Origin of the sequence: Corallococcus sp. EGB (assembly GCF_019968905.1) — a bacterium.
In the GTDB taxonomy this organism is placed as follows: Bacteria; Myxococcota; Myxococcia; order Myxococcales; family Myxococcaceae; genus Corallococcus.
The window spans coordinates 3,839,323-3,854,593 of the sequence record NZ_CP079946.1 but is presented as its reverse complement, the minus strand read 5'-3'; the positions used below and the strand labels follow the sequence as shown (position 1 = coordinate 3,854,593).

13 protein-coding genes are annotated in these 15,271 nt (G+C 71.3%); 2 read left to right on the top strand and 11 right to left on the bottom strand.

Annotated elements, in window-relative coordinates; all coding sequences use genetic code 11:
* Positions 1 to 27: 27 nt before the first annotated feature.
* Both KYK13_RS16295 and KYK13_RS16290 read right to left on the bottom strand, forming a co-directional pair.
* On the bottom strand, positions 28 to 1,854 hold the full coding sequence (locus KYK13_RS16295; protein ID WP_223645387.1) for a hypothetical protein: 1,827 nt from the start codon (positions 1,852 to 1,854) through the stop codon (positions 28 to 30).
* Between the two features lie 7 nt (positions 1,855 to 1,861).
* The gene (locus KYK13_RS16290; protein ID WP_223645385.1) at positions 1,862 to 3,673 is read right to left on the bottom strand and encodes a DHHA1 domain-containing protein; all 1,812 of its coding nucleotides are present in this window, start codon (positions 3,671 to 3,673) and stop codon (positions 1,862 to 1,864) included.
* Between the two features lie 95 nt (positions 3,674 to 3,768).
* On the opposite strand from KYK13_RS16290, the gene KYK13_RS16285 reads away from it, so the two are divergent.
* Positions 3,769 to 4,656, top strand: coding sequence for a DUF4440 domain-containing protein (locus KYK13_RS16285; protein ID WP_223645383.1), 888 nt, complete (start codon positions 3,769 to 3,771; stop codon positions 4,654 to 4,656).
* Between the two features lie 956 nt (positions 4,657 to 5,612).
* Here KYK13_RS16285 and KYK13_RS16280 read toward each other — a convergent pair.
* The 6 genes from KYK13_RS16280 to KYK13_RS16255 are packed head-to-tail and all read right to left on the bottom strand — an operon-like array spanning position 5,613 to position 11,322.
* Complete coding sequence (locus KYK13_RS16280; RefSeq protein ID WP_223645381.1) at positions 5,613 to 6,221, bottom strand: iron-containing redox enzyme family protein; 609 nt, start codon at positions 6,219 to 6,221, stop codon at positions 5,613 to 5,615.
* 1 nt (position 6,222) lies between these two features.
* Positions 6,223 to 7,452, bottom strand: coding sequence for a CapA family protein (locus KYK13_RS16275; RefSeq protein ID WP_223645379.1), 1,230 nt, complete (start codon positions 7,450 to 7,452; stop codon positions 6,223 to 6,225).
* Positions 7,449 to 8,432: a fatty acid desaturase gene (locus KYK13_RS16270; protein WP_223645377.1), complete on the bottom strand. Its 984-nt coding sequence runs from the start codon at positions 8,430 to 8,432 to the stop codon at positions 7,449 to 7,451. The genes KYK13_RS16275 and KYK13_RS16270 overlap by 4 nt, the downstream gene beginning before the upstream one ends.
* Positions 8,433 to 8,438: 6 nt before the next feature.
* On the bottom strand, positions 8,439 to 9,050 hold the full coding sequence (locus tag KYK13_RS16265; RefSeq protein WP_223645375.1) for an isoprenylcysteine carboxylmethyltransferase family protein: 612 nt from the start codon (positions 9,048 to 9,050) through the stop codon (positions 8,439 to 8,441).
* On the bottom strand, positions 9,047 to 10,321 hold the full coding sequence (locus KYK13_RS16260) for a hypothetical protein (RefSeq protein ID WP_223645373.1): 1,275 nt from the start codon (positions 10,319 to 10,321) through the stop codon (positions 9,047 to 9,049). The genes KYK13_RS16265 and KYK13_RS16260 overlap by 4 nt, the downstream gene beginning before the upstream one ends.
* Positions 10,294 to 11,322, bottom strand: coding sequence for a hypothetical protein (locus tag KYK13_RS16255; RefSeq protein ID WP_223645371.1), 1,029 nt, complete (start codon positions 11,320 to 11,322; stop codon positions 10,294 to 10,296). Before KYK13_RS16255 ends, KYK13_RS16260 begins: the two co-directional genes overlap by 28 nt.
* Before the next feature lie 408 nt (positions 11,323 to 11,730).
* On the opposite strand from KYK13_RS16255, the gene KYK13_RS16250 reads away from it, so the two are divergent.
* Positions 11,731 to 12,405: a hypothetical protein gene (locus tag KYK13_RS16250; protein ID WP_223645369.1), complete on the top strand. Its 675-nt coding sequence runs from the start codon at positions 11,731 to 11,733 to the stop codon at positions 12,403 to 12,405.
* Here the strand turns inward: KYK13_RS16250 and KYK13_RS16245 are convergent.
* From KYK13_RS16245 to KYK13_RS16235, 3 genes are all read right to left on the bottom strand, one after another.
* Positions 12,384 to 12,554: a hypothetical protein gene (locus KYK13_RS16245; protein ID WP_223645367.1), complete on the bottom strand. Its 171-nt coding sequence runs from the start codon at positions 12,552 to 12,554 to the stop codon at positions 12,384 to 12,386. The two genes, KYK13_RS16250 and KYK13_RS16245, sit on opposite strands and share 22 nt — an antisense overlap.
* A gap of 464 nt (positions 12,555 to 13,018) precedes the next feature.
* Positions 13,019 to 14,368: a kelch repeat-containing protein gene (locus KYK13_RS16240; RefSeq protein ID WP_223645365.1), complete on the bottom strand. Its 1,350-nt coding sequence runs from the start codon at positions 14,366 to 14,368 to the stop codon at positions 13,019 to 13,021.
* Positions 14,365 to 15,210 (bottom strand): hypothetical protein, encoded by an 846-nt coding sequence (locus KYK13_RS16235; protein ID WP_223645363.1) that lies wholly within the window; start codon positions 15,208 to 15,210, stop codon positions 14,365 to 14,367. Before KYK13_RS16235 ends, KYK13_RS16240 begins: the two co-directional genes overlap by 4 nt.
* Positions 15,211 to 15,271 lie beyond the last annotated feature (61 nt).

Sequence of the window (15,271 nt, the reverse complement as noted above, 5' to 3'; positions counted from 1 at the left end):
CTGGCTGTTGTCGCGAAAGGACTGCGGCTACGTCGGAATGGACAGCCGGGTATGAAGGACCGTGCGGGCCCGCTCCAGGACCGCGCGCACGTCGTCATCGGGGAGGACCGCCTCCGCCCAGGCCAGTTCCGCCCCCCCTTCCCCACTGGCAACCCCCGCGGGGACCATCTGTTCCAGCAGCCGCCGTGCTTCCAGGCCGCGCGCCACCAGCGGCGGCGCCAGCGCGGTGACCAGCTCCAGGGTGCCCTCCCGCGTGGACGTCAGCGCCACCGCGATGGAGCCGGTCCCCTTGCGCAGCTGCTCCGCCAGGGTGCGCGGCTGGAAGTCCAGCCCGTCCCCCAGGTGGTGACACACCACGGTCGTGTCCCCCACGGTGGTCGCGGTCTCCAGCAGGCGCCGCGCCAGCTCCGCGCGCGCGGCCCGCTGCGCCTTGCGCTTCTCCTTCTTGTCGGCCTGGGGCGCTTGCGACAGGTGCTCCCAGCGCTCCAGCAGGGGCGCGACTCGCGCGGGCGGCAGCTGCTCGTCCTCCAGGCGCTTGCGCAGCGCGCCCAGGTGCCGCACGCGCTCGTTGCCGGCCAGGGCCTCCGTCCGTGCCAGCTGCTGCTCCAGCTCCGTCAGCTCCTGCGCCTGCCGCGCCGTGGCCTCGCGGGGCGTGGGGAGGGTGGGCGCGAAGACCTCCGGGACGCGGTCGAAGCCCACGACGTTCGCCTCGCCGTCCACGGCATGCAGGCGCTTGCGGCTGAAGGGCAGCAGCTGCTCGTTGCCCACCTTCATCGCCAGCCGCCACGGGGTGTGTCGCCAGGCCGGCAGGTGGCGCAGGTACACGGCGTTGTAGCGCGGCACCGGCCGGTCCCCGCGCAGCGTCTTGAAGGGGTCCGCGCCGCCACCGGTCTCCAGCGTCACACCCCGCGCCTGTGCGTCGCGCATCAGCAGGTTGTTGATCAACCGGTACAGGCCCACCTCCTGCGGCAGCGACGTGTCGTAGCCGGAGACGGGCGAGAACATGACGCCGTTGGCCACGTGCGTGGCGTAGAACATGTCCACGCGGCCGTCCTTCACCAGCGCGCGCACGTCCAGCAGCGAGCCCGCCAGCATCTCCTCCATGTACGTGACGCTGATGGGCGGATTGGTGGTGTACTTCTCCCGGTGCAGCCGCCGGTACAGCTCCGCCAGCCGGGGCGCGCACCCGGGGAGCTCCCGGGCGTCCACCAAGCGGTAGCCGGACGGCTCCAGCAGCCGCGCGTCGCGCCGCCGGTTCTCCCGGGCGCGCCGCTCCAGCTCCGGCTCGAAGGGGAGCAGCATCCGTGTGTGCGTCATGTACGCGAAGTCGTAGCCCTGCGCCCTGAGGTGGTTGAGCAGGGCCGCGTGCGTGACGGGGTTCACCGCGAGGAAGTAGGGGGCGTGGTCCGGGAAGCGCGTGGTGAGGAACTCCGTCAGCCGCCGCGCCTGGTCCGCCGTGAGGTTCGCGCCCGCGTTGCGCAGGCTGGGCCAGCAGTCCACCTGGACGGCCTTGTCCAGGCGCAGGGTCTTCATCACCGTGCCCACGCCCCAGAGCGCGCTGCTGGCGGCGAAGCCGGCCAGGGGCTTCCAGTTTCCGGTCCGGATGGCCTTGCGCTGGCTGCCGATGAAGCGCTCATACACCGAATGCAGCACCGAGTTGCCGAAGGTGCCGTCGGTGACGGACAGCGGGATGAGCAGGTCGTCCAGCCCCAGCACGAACATCCGCGCGCGGTCCTCGAACCACGGCCCGGGGCCGTGCTGGACCAACGGGACGAGGAAGCGCTTCAGGCCGCGCCCCTCCGCCGTGTCGGGGAAGGGAGCTGTGTGGATGGTCGTCGCGTCGTAGAGGATCATGGTCGGCTCAGGACTCGATACCCAGGTGCGTGCGCACGCGGCCGCGCGCCGCGTCCAGCGCCGCGTCCACGCCGTCCGCGCGCGAGCCCCCGCCCCAGGCCACGTCCGGCGACCCGCCCCCCTTGCCGTCCACGCACGGCGCCGCCGCAGCCATGAGCTGCCCCGCGTCCAGGCCCAGGCCGCGCAGCGCCGCGCTCGCCGCCGTCACCAGCACCACCTTGTCGCCGCGCGTGGCGGTGAGCACCACGCCCACGCTGCCGGCCGCGCCCCGCAGGGCCTCCACCAGCGCCTTGAGGTGCGGCGCGGTCGCTTCGCCCAGGTGCGCGGCGACCAGCGCGGTGTCGCCCCAGCGCGTGGCGGACTCCAGCAACCGCCGCGCGTGCTCCGCCGGGGTGGGACCCTGGGGCTCGGCGGGCTTGCGGCGCGCCTCGTGCTCCAGCTTCGTCAGCCGCTCGCGCAGCGCGACCACGCGCGACATGGGCTGGGGCCAGTTGTGCAGCGTCTGTGACAGCGGGGACAGGGCCTGGAGCCGCGCCTCGCCGGGGAGCCTCGCCGCCGCGTCCAGCGCCGCCTCCAGCGCGTCCAGCTGCTCGCGCACCTTGCGCGCCGCCTCCAGCGGCGTCTGCCCCAGGGGCGATACCAGGGGCGTCCGGGGCGGCCCGAAGCCCACCACCGCGTCGCCGTCCACCTTGCGCAGCATGGCCACCGTGGGCGGCCGCACGGCGTCGTTGGCGTAGCGCTGGAGCGCGCGCCAGGCGAGGCGGCGCGGGCCGGCCAGGTGCTCCGTGTAGACGGCGCTCCAGCGGGGCACCGGCACGGAGCCGCGCATGCTCTTGAACGGATCCGCGCCCGGCCCCAGCTCGATGGTGAGGCCCACGTCCAGCGCGTCGTTCATCAGCTGGAACACCAGCCCCCGGTACAGCCCCAGCTCCTGCGGCAGCGCCAGGTCGTAGCCGAACAGCGGGGAGAAGAGGACGCCCTGGCTGACGTGGTGGGCATAGAAGCCGTCCACCCGCCCGTCCTTCACCGCCAGCTTGTAGGTGAGCAGGCCCTGACGCAGCGTCCAGCGGTACCACTCCTGGGTGAACTGGAGGTTGGTGTGGTACTTGCCGCCGTTGAGCGCGCGGTAGAGCTCCTCCAGCCGGGGCTCGCAGTCCGGCACCTCGCGCCCGTCCACCACGTGGTAGCCGGCCGCCTCCAGCAGCCGCGCGTCGCGCCGCCGGTTCTCCCGCACCTGCTTGCTGACCTCCTGCAGGGGCAGCGTCATGCGCGTGTGCGCTGCGTAGAGCAGCCCGTAGCCCCGCTCCACCAGCGTGTTGAGCAGCGGCGCGTAGCCGGCCGGGTTGAGCGCGCAGAAGACGATGGCGTGGTGCGGGAACCGCTCCGTCAGGAACGCGGTGATGCGATCCACCTGCTCACCGGTGGGCTGCGAGTGGAGGTTGCGCAGCACCAGCCAGTGGTCCACCAGCACCACCTTGTTGATGCCCGCCGCCTTGAGCAGCGCCCCCACCGAGTGCATGGCGCCGCGCATCACCGCCGCGCGCGCCGCACCGAACGCCTCCGCCGTCACCCCCGTCATCTGCAGTGTGATGTAGCGCGAGAAGGTGGAGTGCAGCGCGGAGTTCTCATACTCCGCGTCATTGACGGCCAGCGGCAGGCGCAGCCCGTCCAGCGCCAGCACCTGGAAGGTGGTCCGGTCGGTGACGTACGCCGTGCTGCCGTGTTTCACCAGCGGCACGATGAAGTCCCGGGCCATCCGGCCCTCGGGCGTGTCCGGCCAGGTGCACGAATCGACAGTCTGCGCGTCATAGAGACTCATGAATGAGTCACGATTGCGTGTATCCCAGAGCGAATCAAGGTAGTCATACAGAGCGTGATTAACCCAGTCTTCACGACTGGAAAGGGAATGGAGCCATGAACCGGATGTTCGCGGGTGCGCCGGCCACGGCGTCGGACGCGCGCGCGCGGCTGCGGCAGGCGGAGCAGGCGATGTCGGAGGCGAGCGCGAAGGCCGGCTCGGCGACGGGCTTCGCGGACTTCCTGGCGGAGGACGCGGTGCTGCTGGTGGAGGGTGAGTACGCGCTGAAGGGAAGGCAGGCCATCCAGACGTGGCTGACCGCGCACCCGCCGGAGCAGGACGGCACGCCGCGGTGGGAGTCGGTGCGCTGGGACGTGAGCGCGGACGGGACGCTGGGCTATTCGGTGGGGACCGTGACGGTGGACGCGGAAGGGGCGCCGCGGAAGGTGGTGGGGCGCTACATCTGCGCGTGGAGACAGCAGGCGGATGGCCAGTGGCGCGTGGCCGCCACGGTGCGCAACGCCGCCAAGGCGCCCATGACGCCGCCCGAGGGCTTCTCCGCGGCGAACACGGAGCCCGGGGCCGCGGCGCGCACGCTGTCGAAGGACGCGGTGCTGGAAGAGGCGAAGGCGGCGGACCGCGCCTTCTCCGCGCAGTCCGTGCGGGAGGGCATGGGCAAGGCGTTCACGGCCTGCGCGGCGCGGGACGCGGTGATGCTGATGGGCGACGCGGGCCTGTACGGCCAGGACGCTATCGCCAGGGCCTACGCGCCGTTCACGCTGGAGCAGACCGACCTGCGCTGGGAGCCGGTGCTGGGCGACGCGGCGGCGTCCGGGGACCTGGCGTACACGGTGGGCCGCGCCATCTCGACGGGCAGGGACGCGCAGGGCCAGCCGCGCAAGGACTTCGTGAAGTACCTCACCGTGTGGCGCCGCCAGGCGGATGGCCAGTGGCGCTACGTCACCGACGGCGGCAACTCCAGCCCCGGCCCCCAGGGGCCCTGAAAGAAAATCGCCCCAGGTCCTCCACCGCCCTGTCCGACGCCATCGCCTTCCATGACGACCTGCTCCAGTAGTGCGACCTGGCGCCTGAGGGATCCCCTCATGTAGCGAGTTGATCAGCATGCGTTCGTCCGGTCGCTGCGTGCGACGGTGCTGGCGCCCGGGCAGAGAGACGGGCCACCCTGACGCGCAAGGTGGCCATCGACGAAATGCAGGTGCGGGCGTTCTTGACGGAGGTGTTCGAGGACGAGCTGCACGTCAAACGAATCCTGTCCCTCTCGCACGCGACGCCGGGCGCGGTGCAGGCCACCAGCCTGTCGGAGGCAGCCATCGGCAAGGCGATGGCGTGGGCGCGGGGGGAGGACATCAGCTCCAAGCACGCGGTGAAGCAGGTGGACCGGCTGCTCTCCAATGAAGGCTTCGACAGCTGGAAGCTTTTCGGCGCATGGGTGCCCTTCGTACTGGCCGAGCGCACCGAGGCCGTCATTGCCCTGGACCGGACGGACTTCGAGAAGGACGACCAGGAGTCGCTCGTGGCAAGCCTCATCACTCGCCATGGCCGCGCGACCCCCTTGCTGTGGATGACGCTGGTGAAGTCGGCCTCTGCCGGCAACCGACAGCTCGCCGAGGACTCGGTGCTCCAGCGGCTGCGGGAGCTCATTCCCGCGCAGGTGCAGGTGACCGTCCTGGCGGACCGAGGCTTCGCGGACGCGAAGTTCCATGCGCTCTTGGAGCAGCTCGACTTCGAGTACGTGGTGCGCTTCCGCCCGGACGTGCTCGTCACGTCCGACGGCGGAGAGACGAAGCCTGCGAGCCAGTGGGTACCAGCGGGTGGCAGGGCGAAGCTGTTGAAGGGTGCGCGCGTCACCTCGGCAGGTGCCCCGGTGGGGGCGGTGGTGCGCGTGAAACGGAAGGGAATGAAGGAGCCCTGGGGCCCTGACAGCCTGCGGGGGCCCGGCCTATGTCTCCGCGAGCGCCCGGCGATGGATGGCCCCCCAGAAGTCCGCCGCCTGGCGCGCGCCGTCCAGCAGGGGCTCGGGGCCGTGCGCACCGAGCGACTCGCAGAGCGCCTGGGCCCGCGCGCCGTGCTCCACGTCCACGTCCAGGTGCACGAGCAGGAAGCGCGCCCGCGTCCTGTCCAGGCCGAGCCGCCCCAACCCCTGGCGTGTGTCGCCCCCGAGGTGCCGCGCCACTCCCTCCAGCACATACAGCGCGCCGAGGAACGAGAGCTGGCGCTCCGCCGGGATGCCTTCCCAGAAGGCGTGGAACGCGGAGACCTCGCGGGGCGTGGCGTCCGACGGCGTGCGCCCGAAGGCCGCGAGGTCCGCCTTCGCGAGCTGGTAGTGGGACTGCTCGTCCGCCGCGAGCTCCGCGAAGAAGGCCTTCAGCTCGGGGAGCGTGGCGCGCTCGGCCGCGAGCCGCAGCCGGTCTCCACTGCGCAGCGTGTAGTGGTACATCATGTCCAGGAAGGCCACGTACCGCTCGGGCGTCACGGCCGGCAGCCAGCCCGCGACCTGCCGGGCCATGCCCACGGTGAGTGCCTCCAACTGCTCCCGCATCGACACCATCTCAGTCCCTCCGGGTTGAAATCAGTCCGCCCAGGGTGCGCCGCGCGTGCGCGAGGTGCGGCGCCGCGCGCTCGGGGCCCAGCTCGTCCACCGCCATGACGCCCGCGTCCAGGAAGCCCTCGCCGCCCAGGCCCCGCCCGCACGCCGTGGGCACCGCGCGCACGTCCACGGGGCGCAGGGGGCCCCCCGCGTCCCGCGCGAGCGCGAGCTTCAGCACCGCGCCCGTCTGGCACGCCCGCGTGGGCATGATGCTCAGGAAGTTGCCGAGCGAGTACGCGATGAGCCCCACTCGCGGCGGCCCTCCCCGGCGCACCTGCGCGGGGCACGTGGAGTCCCCGCCGTCGATGGAGACCAGCTCCACGGGCTGCAGCACGTGCGGCGAGGAGCCCAGGAGGATGTCCGCCCCGCGCTCGATGAGGCGGTAGGCGTGCTCGCGCTGGAGGGACTCGGGCCAGTACTCGTACTCGAAGCCCCAGTGCGGCATGAGCACCACGAGGTCCGGTCCCACCGCGCGCGCCGCGTCAATGAGGGCGCCCAGCCGCTCCCAGTCGGGCTCATACCGAGGGCTGCCCAGGCGCGTCACCGGAATGCCCTCGGTCGGCACCCCCGCGAGGTGGTTGATGTCATACGTCACCGCGGCAATGCCCAGGCGCACCCCGGCCACCTCCAGGCCCGCCACCGCGTCCTGTGCCCGAGGGCCTCCGACGCAGCGGTGCTCCGGGCGGGCCAGCACGCTCTGGCGCGTGCGCTCCAGCCCTTGCGCGCCCTGGTCCAGCGCGTGGTTGTTGCACAGCGAGAACACGCGGTGGCGCGCGGTGCCCTCCCACGCGTCCAGGTAGCCCGGCGGCGCGTTGTAGTGGAGCGTCTCGTAGACGAGCCGGGGCACGGGCCGCGCCGGGTCCACGGGCGTCTCCAGGTTGGCGAAGGCCACGTGCGCGTCCGCCATCAGCGCGCGCACGCCCGGGGAGAGGGCCTCGCGGAAGCCGCTGCGAATCCACATCACATCGCCCACGGCGCACAGGTTGAGCGCCGCTGGCGCGTCGGACTTCCAGCTCCCGGAGGCGAGGTGCCGGGCGACGCGCGCGAAGTGCTCGGCGTCCTCGGTGCGGCGTGGCTCGGGGACGTGGAGGAGGCTCTTGGCGATGTAGCGCAGGTTGAGGTCCCAGCGGGACAGCGGCCAGCGGCCGTCCTCGTAGCGGATGTCCGCGTACAACTGGCGCAGGGCGTTCATGGGCGCTTTCGTTCCAGGGTGACGAGCCGCACGGCCTCGTCCACGACGGTGGGCCCGGCGAGCAGCGCGCGTCCCATGACGTCGAGGTAGCTGTCGAAGACGGGGGCGCCGCGCGCGAGCAGCCCGGGGCGCAGATGGGTGTGCAGCTTCGCGAGGTTGTAGCCGGGCACGCGCGGATAGAGGTGGTGGTCCAGGTGGTAGTTGAGCCCGTTCCAGAGGAAGGTGACCAGCCGCGTGCCGCGCACCGTCGTCGCGGTGTGGAAGCGGTCCCCGCGCCACGTGTTGGCGTAGTGGTCCGCGATGGACTTGAGGCCGTTGAGGGGGCTGGCGAAGAGCACCGGCAGCAGCCAGCACTCCACCGCGCCGGGGACGAGCCCGTGCCGTGACAGCAGCCAGAAGAGCCCCGCGTAGAATCCCGCGTAGCAGAGCAGCACCGCGCCATGGCGGCGCAATCGCGCGCGGGAGAAGTGCTGCAGCGGATAGAGGACGTTGAAGTAGATGAGGCTCAGCGGGATGCCGAACAGCACGGTGGCGTAGAAGAGCGCGCACAGCCCGAGCGAGCGGCGGCCCGCGTTGTAGGCGTCGGGGTCCTTCTCCGTGCGGTTCCAGCGGTGGTGCGCGAGGTGGTCATGGCGCATGGGCTCGTAGGCGATGCCCACGAGCAGGCTGAGCGCGTTACCGAAGAGGCGGTTCTGCCACGGCCTCGGGAAGAGGTTGTCGTGCCACGCGTCGTGGTCCAACTGGATGAGCCCCATCACCGCCCCACCCGCCAGCATCCACAGCGGCAGCTTCACCCAGAGGCTGCCCGCGCGGGCAATGGCCACGGCCGCCGCGACCCAGACACCCAGGTGCAGCGCCGCCATGCCCACCGCGCGCAGAGGACGGATGCGGAGCATCTCCACCCACTCGGCGCGGGAGAGGCCGGACTCCGGGGGCGCGGCACCGGGCGAATCAGCGGGACTCACGAGGGCTGGCTGCATGGCGCGTCAGAAGTAGCGCGGGACGCGCTGGCAATAGCGCGCGTAGGGCTCACCGAGGCGGTCCGCGAGGAACCGCTCCTCCTGGAGCACCAGTTGATGGAAGAGCCCCCCGAGCGCCGCACAGGCGCCCAGCGTCACCACGGACGGAGCCCAGAGCGAAGCCCCGACGAGGTACAGGTAGGAGAACACGTAGATGGGGTTGCGCGAGCAGCGGTGGAGTCCCCCCTCGCGCAGCTCGGGCCGGGCTTCCCCCGCGTCCACGCCGATGCGGAACGCCGGGCCCATTCCATACTGGGCCCACAGCATGCCCATGAGCCCCACGACACCGAGCACCCAACCCGCGAACGGAGGAATGGGCAGCAGCGGCCGTCCCCAGGGCATGACGGACCACGCGGGCCAGAACGCGGTCGCGAGCACGGAGCCGGCCCAGAGCAGCGAGACGCCACTGATGCGCCGCGTGACGCGCGTGTGCGCGGAATCCGCCGCAGCGCTCCGGTACGCCAGCGGGCTGCGCCCGAAGCGCAGGCGGTAGACGAGGCTTGTGCCCAGGTGCCCCGCGAGCACGTGCAGGCAGATGAAGCCCAGGTACACCCCGGGCGCCTCGCGCAGCCCCATCATGGCGCGAGCACCTCCGCCCGCAGGCCGAAGCCCGAGGACGCCCACCCGGCGACGCGCTCCGTGAAGTCGCGCAACTCCTCGCGCGTCCAGAGTCCCTCGAAGGCCGCCGTGTTGATGTTGAGCGTGTCCGCGAACGACAGGCCCGTGGCGCCCCAGGTGGCCGTGTGGCTGCGCATGGAGCGGATGCGGAACGGCGCCTCCGTGAAGTGCTTGTCCATCCGTCCCAGGTAGGTGACGACGAGCGTGTTCGTCCGGGGCTCGGCGATGAGCCCGGGACGCGCGTTCTTGCGCAGCACCCGCGCAGGTGCGAGCCGGGCCACCGCCATGCACTCCAGCGCCGTCGTCCAGTGCACGCCCTCATCGAGCACCCGCTGCACCTCGGAGCGGAGGAAGCGGGCCAGCTCGCGCGGGGCCTCCAGCCGGGCGCGGACCTCCTTCAGGGAGATCTCAATCGGCACCGCGGAGCAGCCATTGCCCAGCGTCCGCCCGAGCCCCAGCATCCGCCGCAGGTCTACCGGCATGCGCAGGCGGATGAGTCCGTCCGCCGGGGACTCTCGCAGCGCCACGCCCGCGAGCAGCGCGGACAAGAAGACCTCCGACGCCTGGAGGTCCGTGTCGCCCTGGGGAAGCGTGAGCCGCGCCGTGGCCGATAGCGCGTGTCCGGCGGTGTCCCCACTGCGGCGCAGCCCCATTCCCCGCTGCGCCAGGAGCCGCCGGCGCGGACTCGTGAGCCCCAGCACCAGGCCAGGCTGGCGCAGCGCCGCGAGCAGCACCTTGCCATCCGTGAGCGTCGAGGGCTCCAGCGGGCGCGACTCCGACCCGCGTCCCGCGCAGAGCAACCACAGCCGCTCCAGCAGGTGCGCCAGCGCCTTCGCGTCCCCGATGGCGTGATGCAACTGGATGCCCAGCAGCGAGGGACCGTGGGCCGCGTCCACCATGGGATGCAGGTGCAGCCGTAGCGGCACGTCGCGCGCGAGGTCCACCCGCGTGTTGATGATTCGCGCCACGGCGTCGGGCTCGGACAGGGGCTCCGCGCCGTCCACCAGGGCCGCGTCCACCTCCGCGACCCCGCGCACCGCGGGCACCCATGCGCGGCGCGCGTCATTCCAGGCCACGTTGAGGCGCTCGCTCTCCCGCACCAGCGCGCGCAGCCCCCGGCGCAGGAGCGCCACATCGGGCCTGTCCTCCAGCCGCAGCAGCACCGTGGCCCAGATGGTGGCGACCTCGCCGTCCAGCCGAGCCATCACCGTGTCCACGAAGTTCGCGCGCATTGCTCCATCCATCCCGCGAAGAGTTCCCGGGCCCGCGCGCCGTCCAGCCGGGCGCGGCTCACGACCTCGCACGCGGCCCTCGGGTCCGGTACGTGCTGGAAGACGAGTTCATCCGGCTCGTGCTGGTGGAGGCGGATGCCCGTCGGAAGAAAGCCGGCCGCGAGGAGCACCGGCGTCCCCTCGGCCACCCACCGGGGCTCGCCCATGGGCAGGTGGATGAGGTCCACGCGCGCCCGCTCCGACGTGAGCGCCGGGGTGCCCTCCGCGCTGAAGCCCACGAGGACCCGCCGCTCCAGACGCAGCGACGCGTTCCAGTCGAGCGGACGCAGCACGGCGCCCTCCCTGCATGCCCGGCGCTCCAGCGGCGTGAAGGCCACCGACTCCGCGAGCCCCACCCCGGCCAGGATGGACGCGAGCCACTCTCCCCACGGGCCCTCGGGCAGGTAGCGCCGGCGCGGCGGCGGGGGAGTGAGCACCGTCGTCATCGCCAGTGCCTGCATGGGCACGCCCGAGCCCTCCTCCACGCCAATCACCGTCTCGCCCCGCGTGTAGTTGACGACGAGGCCCGTGGGCCTCGCCCGCATGAAGCGCGAGGCGTAGCGCTGCGCCATGACGTGCAGCGTGGAGGTGTTCTGGTGCAGGAAGCCCACCCAGCGCCCGAGCCGCGCCAGCAGCGAGCCCCACAACGCCTCGTGCTCGGCGCGGCCCATGAGGGTGCGGCGGCTCGGCAGCGCCACGGAGAGCCCCGAGTCCAGCGAGTCCCGCCCCGGCTTGTTCCACAGGCCCGTGTGCCACAGCAGCGCCCCCCGCGCGTCGAACTCGCCGAGGCTCAGCAGCGCCCCGTCCCTCCAGAGCCGCACGGCGCCGCCGGGCTCGTAGAGGAACGGATAGGAGTACGTCTCCGCGTAGCGTGCATGGAGCAGCTCGCGGAAGGCCGGCTCATCGGGCTCGGCCAGCCAGCGCGTGTGCTCGCTGGGGTTGGCGGCGCGAAGGTCGTCCATCAGGGAAACAGCTCGGTCCCGGCACATGCGCGCCAGCAATGCATCCTTGAGGCCAGCCGGGATGGCCCCGCTCCCGCCCGGACGCAACCTCGCTCGCGCAGCCCTCCGTGCAGCGCCTGGCACACGGGTGTGAAGCCCCCTGCACACGCAGCAGTCGCTCCACCTCTGCTTGCGTGGACGGAGGCAACGGCTCGAAGCACACGCCGCCCTCCCGAGGCACGAAGACGCCGTCCGGCACCCGCGAGCGGAGGTGTCACGCCCTTCTCATGTTTCTTCGCCGGCGCGGTCTCGATGTCGCAGTTCTCGCAGCGAGTCTTGCATTCATTCATGAACAGCGCGGAGGTCTACCGGGCGAGGGCGGCAATCCCTTGGACAGCGCGGGGCTGCACGTGCCGTAATGCCACGCGCATGCGAACCTCTCTCTCTTTTTCTCTGATCATCGCGGCATGGACGTTGCCGTCGCTGGCCCTGGCGCAGCCCTCCGCGGAGTGCGGCCCGTATGACTTCGACGCCCAGGCGAAGGCCCAGGTCTTCACCATCAAGGCCCCCACGCCCAAACAGCCGGTGAGCTTCCAGTCCGAGGCCAAGGCTTGCCCGGCCCAGGGCGAGTGCGGTTGGAAGCAGCGCAGCTACCTCATTCCGGGGGACACAGTGCTGGCAGGCCCGGAGCAGGGCGGCTTCCGGTGCGCCTACTACGTCACCGCCAAGGGCAAGCCCCTGGCGGGCTTCCTTCCCGCCGCGAACCTGGAGCCCGCCAAGGGGGAGAAAGGGCTCGACGCGGCGGTCCTCGCGGGGACATGGGTGTACGCGGAGAATGAGATCGTCTTCACCTCCAAGGCGGGCGGGCTGCTGCACGCCGAAGGCAACGCCACCGCCGTGGTGAACGGCACGGCCAATACCGGTGGCTTCGCCGAGGACGTGAAGCCCGGAGGCGAGGAGCTGCGCATCGGTGACCCCAAGGAAGAGGACGAGTGCCTCGTCACCGTCCAGCGCCGGGGCCCTTATCTGCTCGTGTCCGACAACCTCCAGTGTGGAGGCCTCAACGTGAGCTTCAAGGGCCTCTACATCCGCAAGAAGAAGTAGCCGCTCCACGGGGGGCGGCTCATGCCGCCTGGGAGGCGGAGGCCCGGCGGCGCTCGACGCGCCGCCATTCCGCCCACGGCCGTGCTCACCTGCTCGCCGCTGGTGCGCGGCATCGCCACCCTCATCAACTGGTTCACCCCCAAGGCCATGCGCGCCTTCCCTCCGGAGGACCTGGAGGCCGCGGTCCGGCACCTGACCGCGCAGGACATACGCGCTGAACTCGGTGGGGTGCTCCAGCATCGGGAAGCGCCGGGCCTGTCGTTGGAAGAGCCTCCATTCCAGACAGGAGGTGGGGCCCACCGTCCCGGCGCCACCATCCAGAACGCGCGTGCTGTTCTCCGCCTCGCGTCCCAGAGGCGGCGCCAGGGCCGCGAACAGCTTGCGCGACCGCGCCAGCAGCGCACGCGCCTCCACGCTTCCAGCTGGGGCGTCCTGCATGCAGCCATCCCCAGGAGAAGTGCGGTCAACGAGAGCCGGACAGCAGGAAGGGGCATGGGAGGCCAGCGTACACGTGCCGTCGCGGCAAAGGAGGGGCTCTCCTCCCCTCCTCCAACCCCGTCCCTTGCCTGGGCCCGTCACGCTCCCCCAATGCCTCGCGGAGCCCGGGCGACGCTCAGGGGACGTACCGCTCGGCGGTGTTCAGCACCACGCCGCCGTCGGTGCCTCCGATGATGAGCACACTCCCCGATTTCAGCCACGTCGCGGTGTGAGCGGCGCGCGCTGAGGACATGGGGGCGGCAATGGGCTCCCAGCCGCCATCCAGCCGGAGTATCTCCGCGGAGGCAAGCGGGCTCGCGTAGGGGGCGGAATACCCACCTGTCACCAGCACCTCGCCCGAAGGCAGCGCGGTGGCCGTGTGGAGGAAGCGGGCTTCCTTCATGTCCTCCTGGAGCATCCACGAAGTGCCGTCTGGTTCGAAGAGGTCCACGTACGGGAGGACCTTTTCAGGTAGATCCCATGATTTATCGTAGGTGCCGGTGACCAGGACTCCTCCAGAGGGCAGCAGCGTCGCCGCGTGCCCGTAGCGCCCGCAGTCCATCTCCTGCGAAACGCGCCACCGTCCTCCATCCGGTGCGTTCGAGTCGTAGACCTCGGCGGTCGCCTCCGTTCGGTTGATATTGAAGCCACCGATGGCCAGGGCATTGCCACCGTCCAGCAGGGTGAGCGTCAGCATGTTGCGTCTGACGTTCAGGTTCCCCGCCCTCGTCCAGGAGTCGCTGACTGGATCATAGAGTTCGGCGGTCCTCAGCCCATCGTCCGCCGAGATTCCGCCACCCGCCACCAGCACCTTCCCCGAGGGCAGCAAGACGGCGGCATGGCCGGCACGTCCTCCGTAGGGCATGGGGCTCACCGTGGTCCATTTATTCGCACCGACGTCATAGATTTCAGCACTGGCCAGCGCGCTACCCGTGGGGCCTATACCGCCGACCACCAAGACCTTGCCTTTCCCCAGCCAGGTGGCGGTGTGGTCCATGCGAGCCGTCGCCAGGCGCTCCCCGGGGCTCCAGCTGTTGGATGAAACGTTGTAGAGCTCCGTCGTGTTCGTCAGGCCCCCCCCCGAGGTGCCGACCGTGCTGGTTCCGCCAACAACGAGCACCCGGCCGTCTTCCAGGAGGGTGGCCGTATGCCCCGTGCGCCGCACCGTCATCGAGGTCACGGATTTCCATCCCGGCGGTTCGCGCTCGTCATCGGGAAGGCCCCCGTCAGGTCCTGCATCCTGCCCCGCGTCCCCGCCGTCCTGCCCCGCGTCCCCGCCGTCCTGCCCCGCGTCCCCGCCGTCCGGTCCACCGCCATCATCCAGGATGTCATTGCCATCAGGCCCCGCATCCGACCCGCCGTTCTCGCAGCGGAGAGGGTGCTTGTCGCAGAACTCGCCCACCACCGCGTCGACGTCGAGACACGCGGTGATCTGCACGCCAAGCAGAAGCAAGCCAATGGCTGTCGAGCGAAGCAGCGTCTTCATGGCCACCTCCCAGCCACGAACACGGACGTCCCATCCAGCCCGAACTGCACGGGCACCGGCTGCTTCGGCGACCCCAGCAGATACATCCCAGCGGAGGCGCCCAGTCCCACCAGGCCTCCCACCAGCAGCCCCACCGAGGCCGTCTGCAGCCGACGCGTGCCGTGGGCCACGTTCCTGGCATCGGGCTCCGAGGGGATGTCCTTCGCATCGCCATCCAGCTTCGACTTCCGCCCCTCCGCCACCCCCCAGAAGACACCCGCCGCGACGACGAGGGCCCCTCCCGCCACGGCGGGAATCATCGCCCGGTCTCGCAAGGAGGGAGGCGCTCCGGACATGTCCTGTATGGGAGCGGAGGACGGCGTCGCGAGGCCCGTGGCTACGGTGAGCGGCTCTCGTGGCGCCTGGGCCTCCTGCGCGTCCAGGGAGGCCTCCTGCTTCAGGGGCTCTCGGACCGCCCCCCGCGCTGCCACTTCGCGCAGGACCCCCTTGTGCACCGCTTCGAAGTGCCGCCTCACCTTGGGCGAGACCGTCAGCGGCAGCTTCGCATCGGGGTTCATGCGCAGGGCGGCCTTGAAGGCGGCTTCGGCGTCGCGCAACCGCCCGCTCAGCTCCGCCAGGATGACGCCCTGGTAGAGCGACAGCACCACCTCATCCTCGAGCCCGTTCGACGCCTCCTTGCAGCGGGCCACCTGGTCCAGGGCGCGCTCGTACTCGAGGTCCTCGAACAGCAGAGAGATGGACTCCGCGCAGCCGCGGACGCCCGGGGAGACGTCGCCTCGGGCAAACCCTGGGAGGAGGCAGAGCCAGAGAAACAATCCACCGACTGCGTTCACTCCTGTCATGGGGCCGCTCTCCTTGATGGGGGCGGGTCGAGGAATGGCCGCCCGGGCCATCAATTGGGAA

Bases quoted from the DNA above. Each gene is read 5' to 3' on its own strand.
- KYK13_RS16295 (WP_223645387.1), bottom strand. From the start codon at position 1,854: ATGATCCTCTACGACGCGACGACCATCCACACAGCTCCCTTCCCCGAC.
- KYK13_RS16290 (WP_223645385.1), bottom strand. From the start codon at position 3,673: ATGAGTCTCTATGACGCGCAGACTGTCGATTCGTGCACCTGGCCGGAC.
- KYK13_RS16285 (WP_223645383.1), top strand. From the start codon at position 3,769: ATGAACCGGATGTTCGCGGGTGCGCCGGCCACGGCGTCGGACGCGCGC.
- KYK13_RS16280 (WP_223645381.1), bottom strand. From the start codon at position 6,221: ATGGTGTCGATGCGGGAGCAGTTGGAGGCACTCACCGTGGGCATGGCC.
- KYK13_RS16275 (WP_223645379.1), bottom strand. From the start codon at position 7,452: ATGAACGCCCTGCGCCAGTTGTACGCGGACATCCGCTACGAGGACGGC.
- KYK13_RS16270 (WP_223645377.1), bottom strand. From the start codon at position 8,432: ATGCAGCCAGCCCTCGTGAGTCCCGCTGATTCGCCCGGTGCCGCGCCC.
- KYK13_RS16265 (WP_223645375.1), bottom strand. From the start codon at position 9,050: ATGATGGGGCTGCGCGAGGCGCCCGGGGTGTACCTGGGCTTCATCTGC.
- KYK13_RS16260 (WP_223645373.1), bottom strand. From the start codon at position 10,321: ATGCGCGCGAACTTCGTGGACACGGTGATGGCTCGGCTGGACGGCGAG.
- KYK13_RS16255 (WP_223645371.1), bottom strand. From the start codon at position 11,322: ATGGACGACCTTCGCGCCGCCAACCCCAGCGAGCACACGCGCTGGCTG.
- KYK13_RS16250 (WP_223645369.1), top strand. From the start codon at position 11,731: ATGCGAACCTCTCTCTCTTTTTCTCTGATCATCGCGGCATGGACGTTG.
- KYK13_RS16245 (WP_223645367.1), bottom strand. From the start codon at position 12,554: ATGGCCTTGGGGGTGAACCAGTTGATGAGGGTGGCGATGCCGCGCACC.
- KYK13_RS16240 (WP_223645365.1), bottom strand. From the start codon at position 14,368: ATGAAGACGCTGCTTCGCTCGACAGCCATTGGCTTGCTTCTGCTTGGC.
- KYK13_RS16235 (WP_223645363.1), bottom strand. From the start codon at position 15,210: ATGACAGGAGTGAACGCAGTCGGTGGATTGTTTCTCTGGCTCTGCCTC.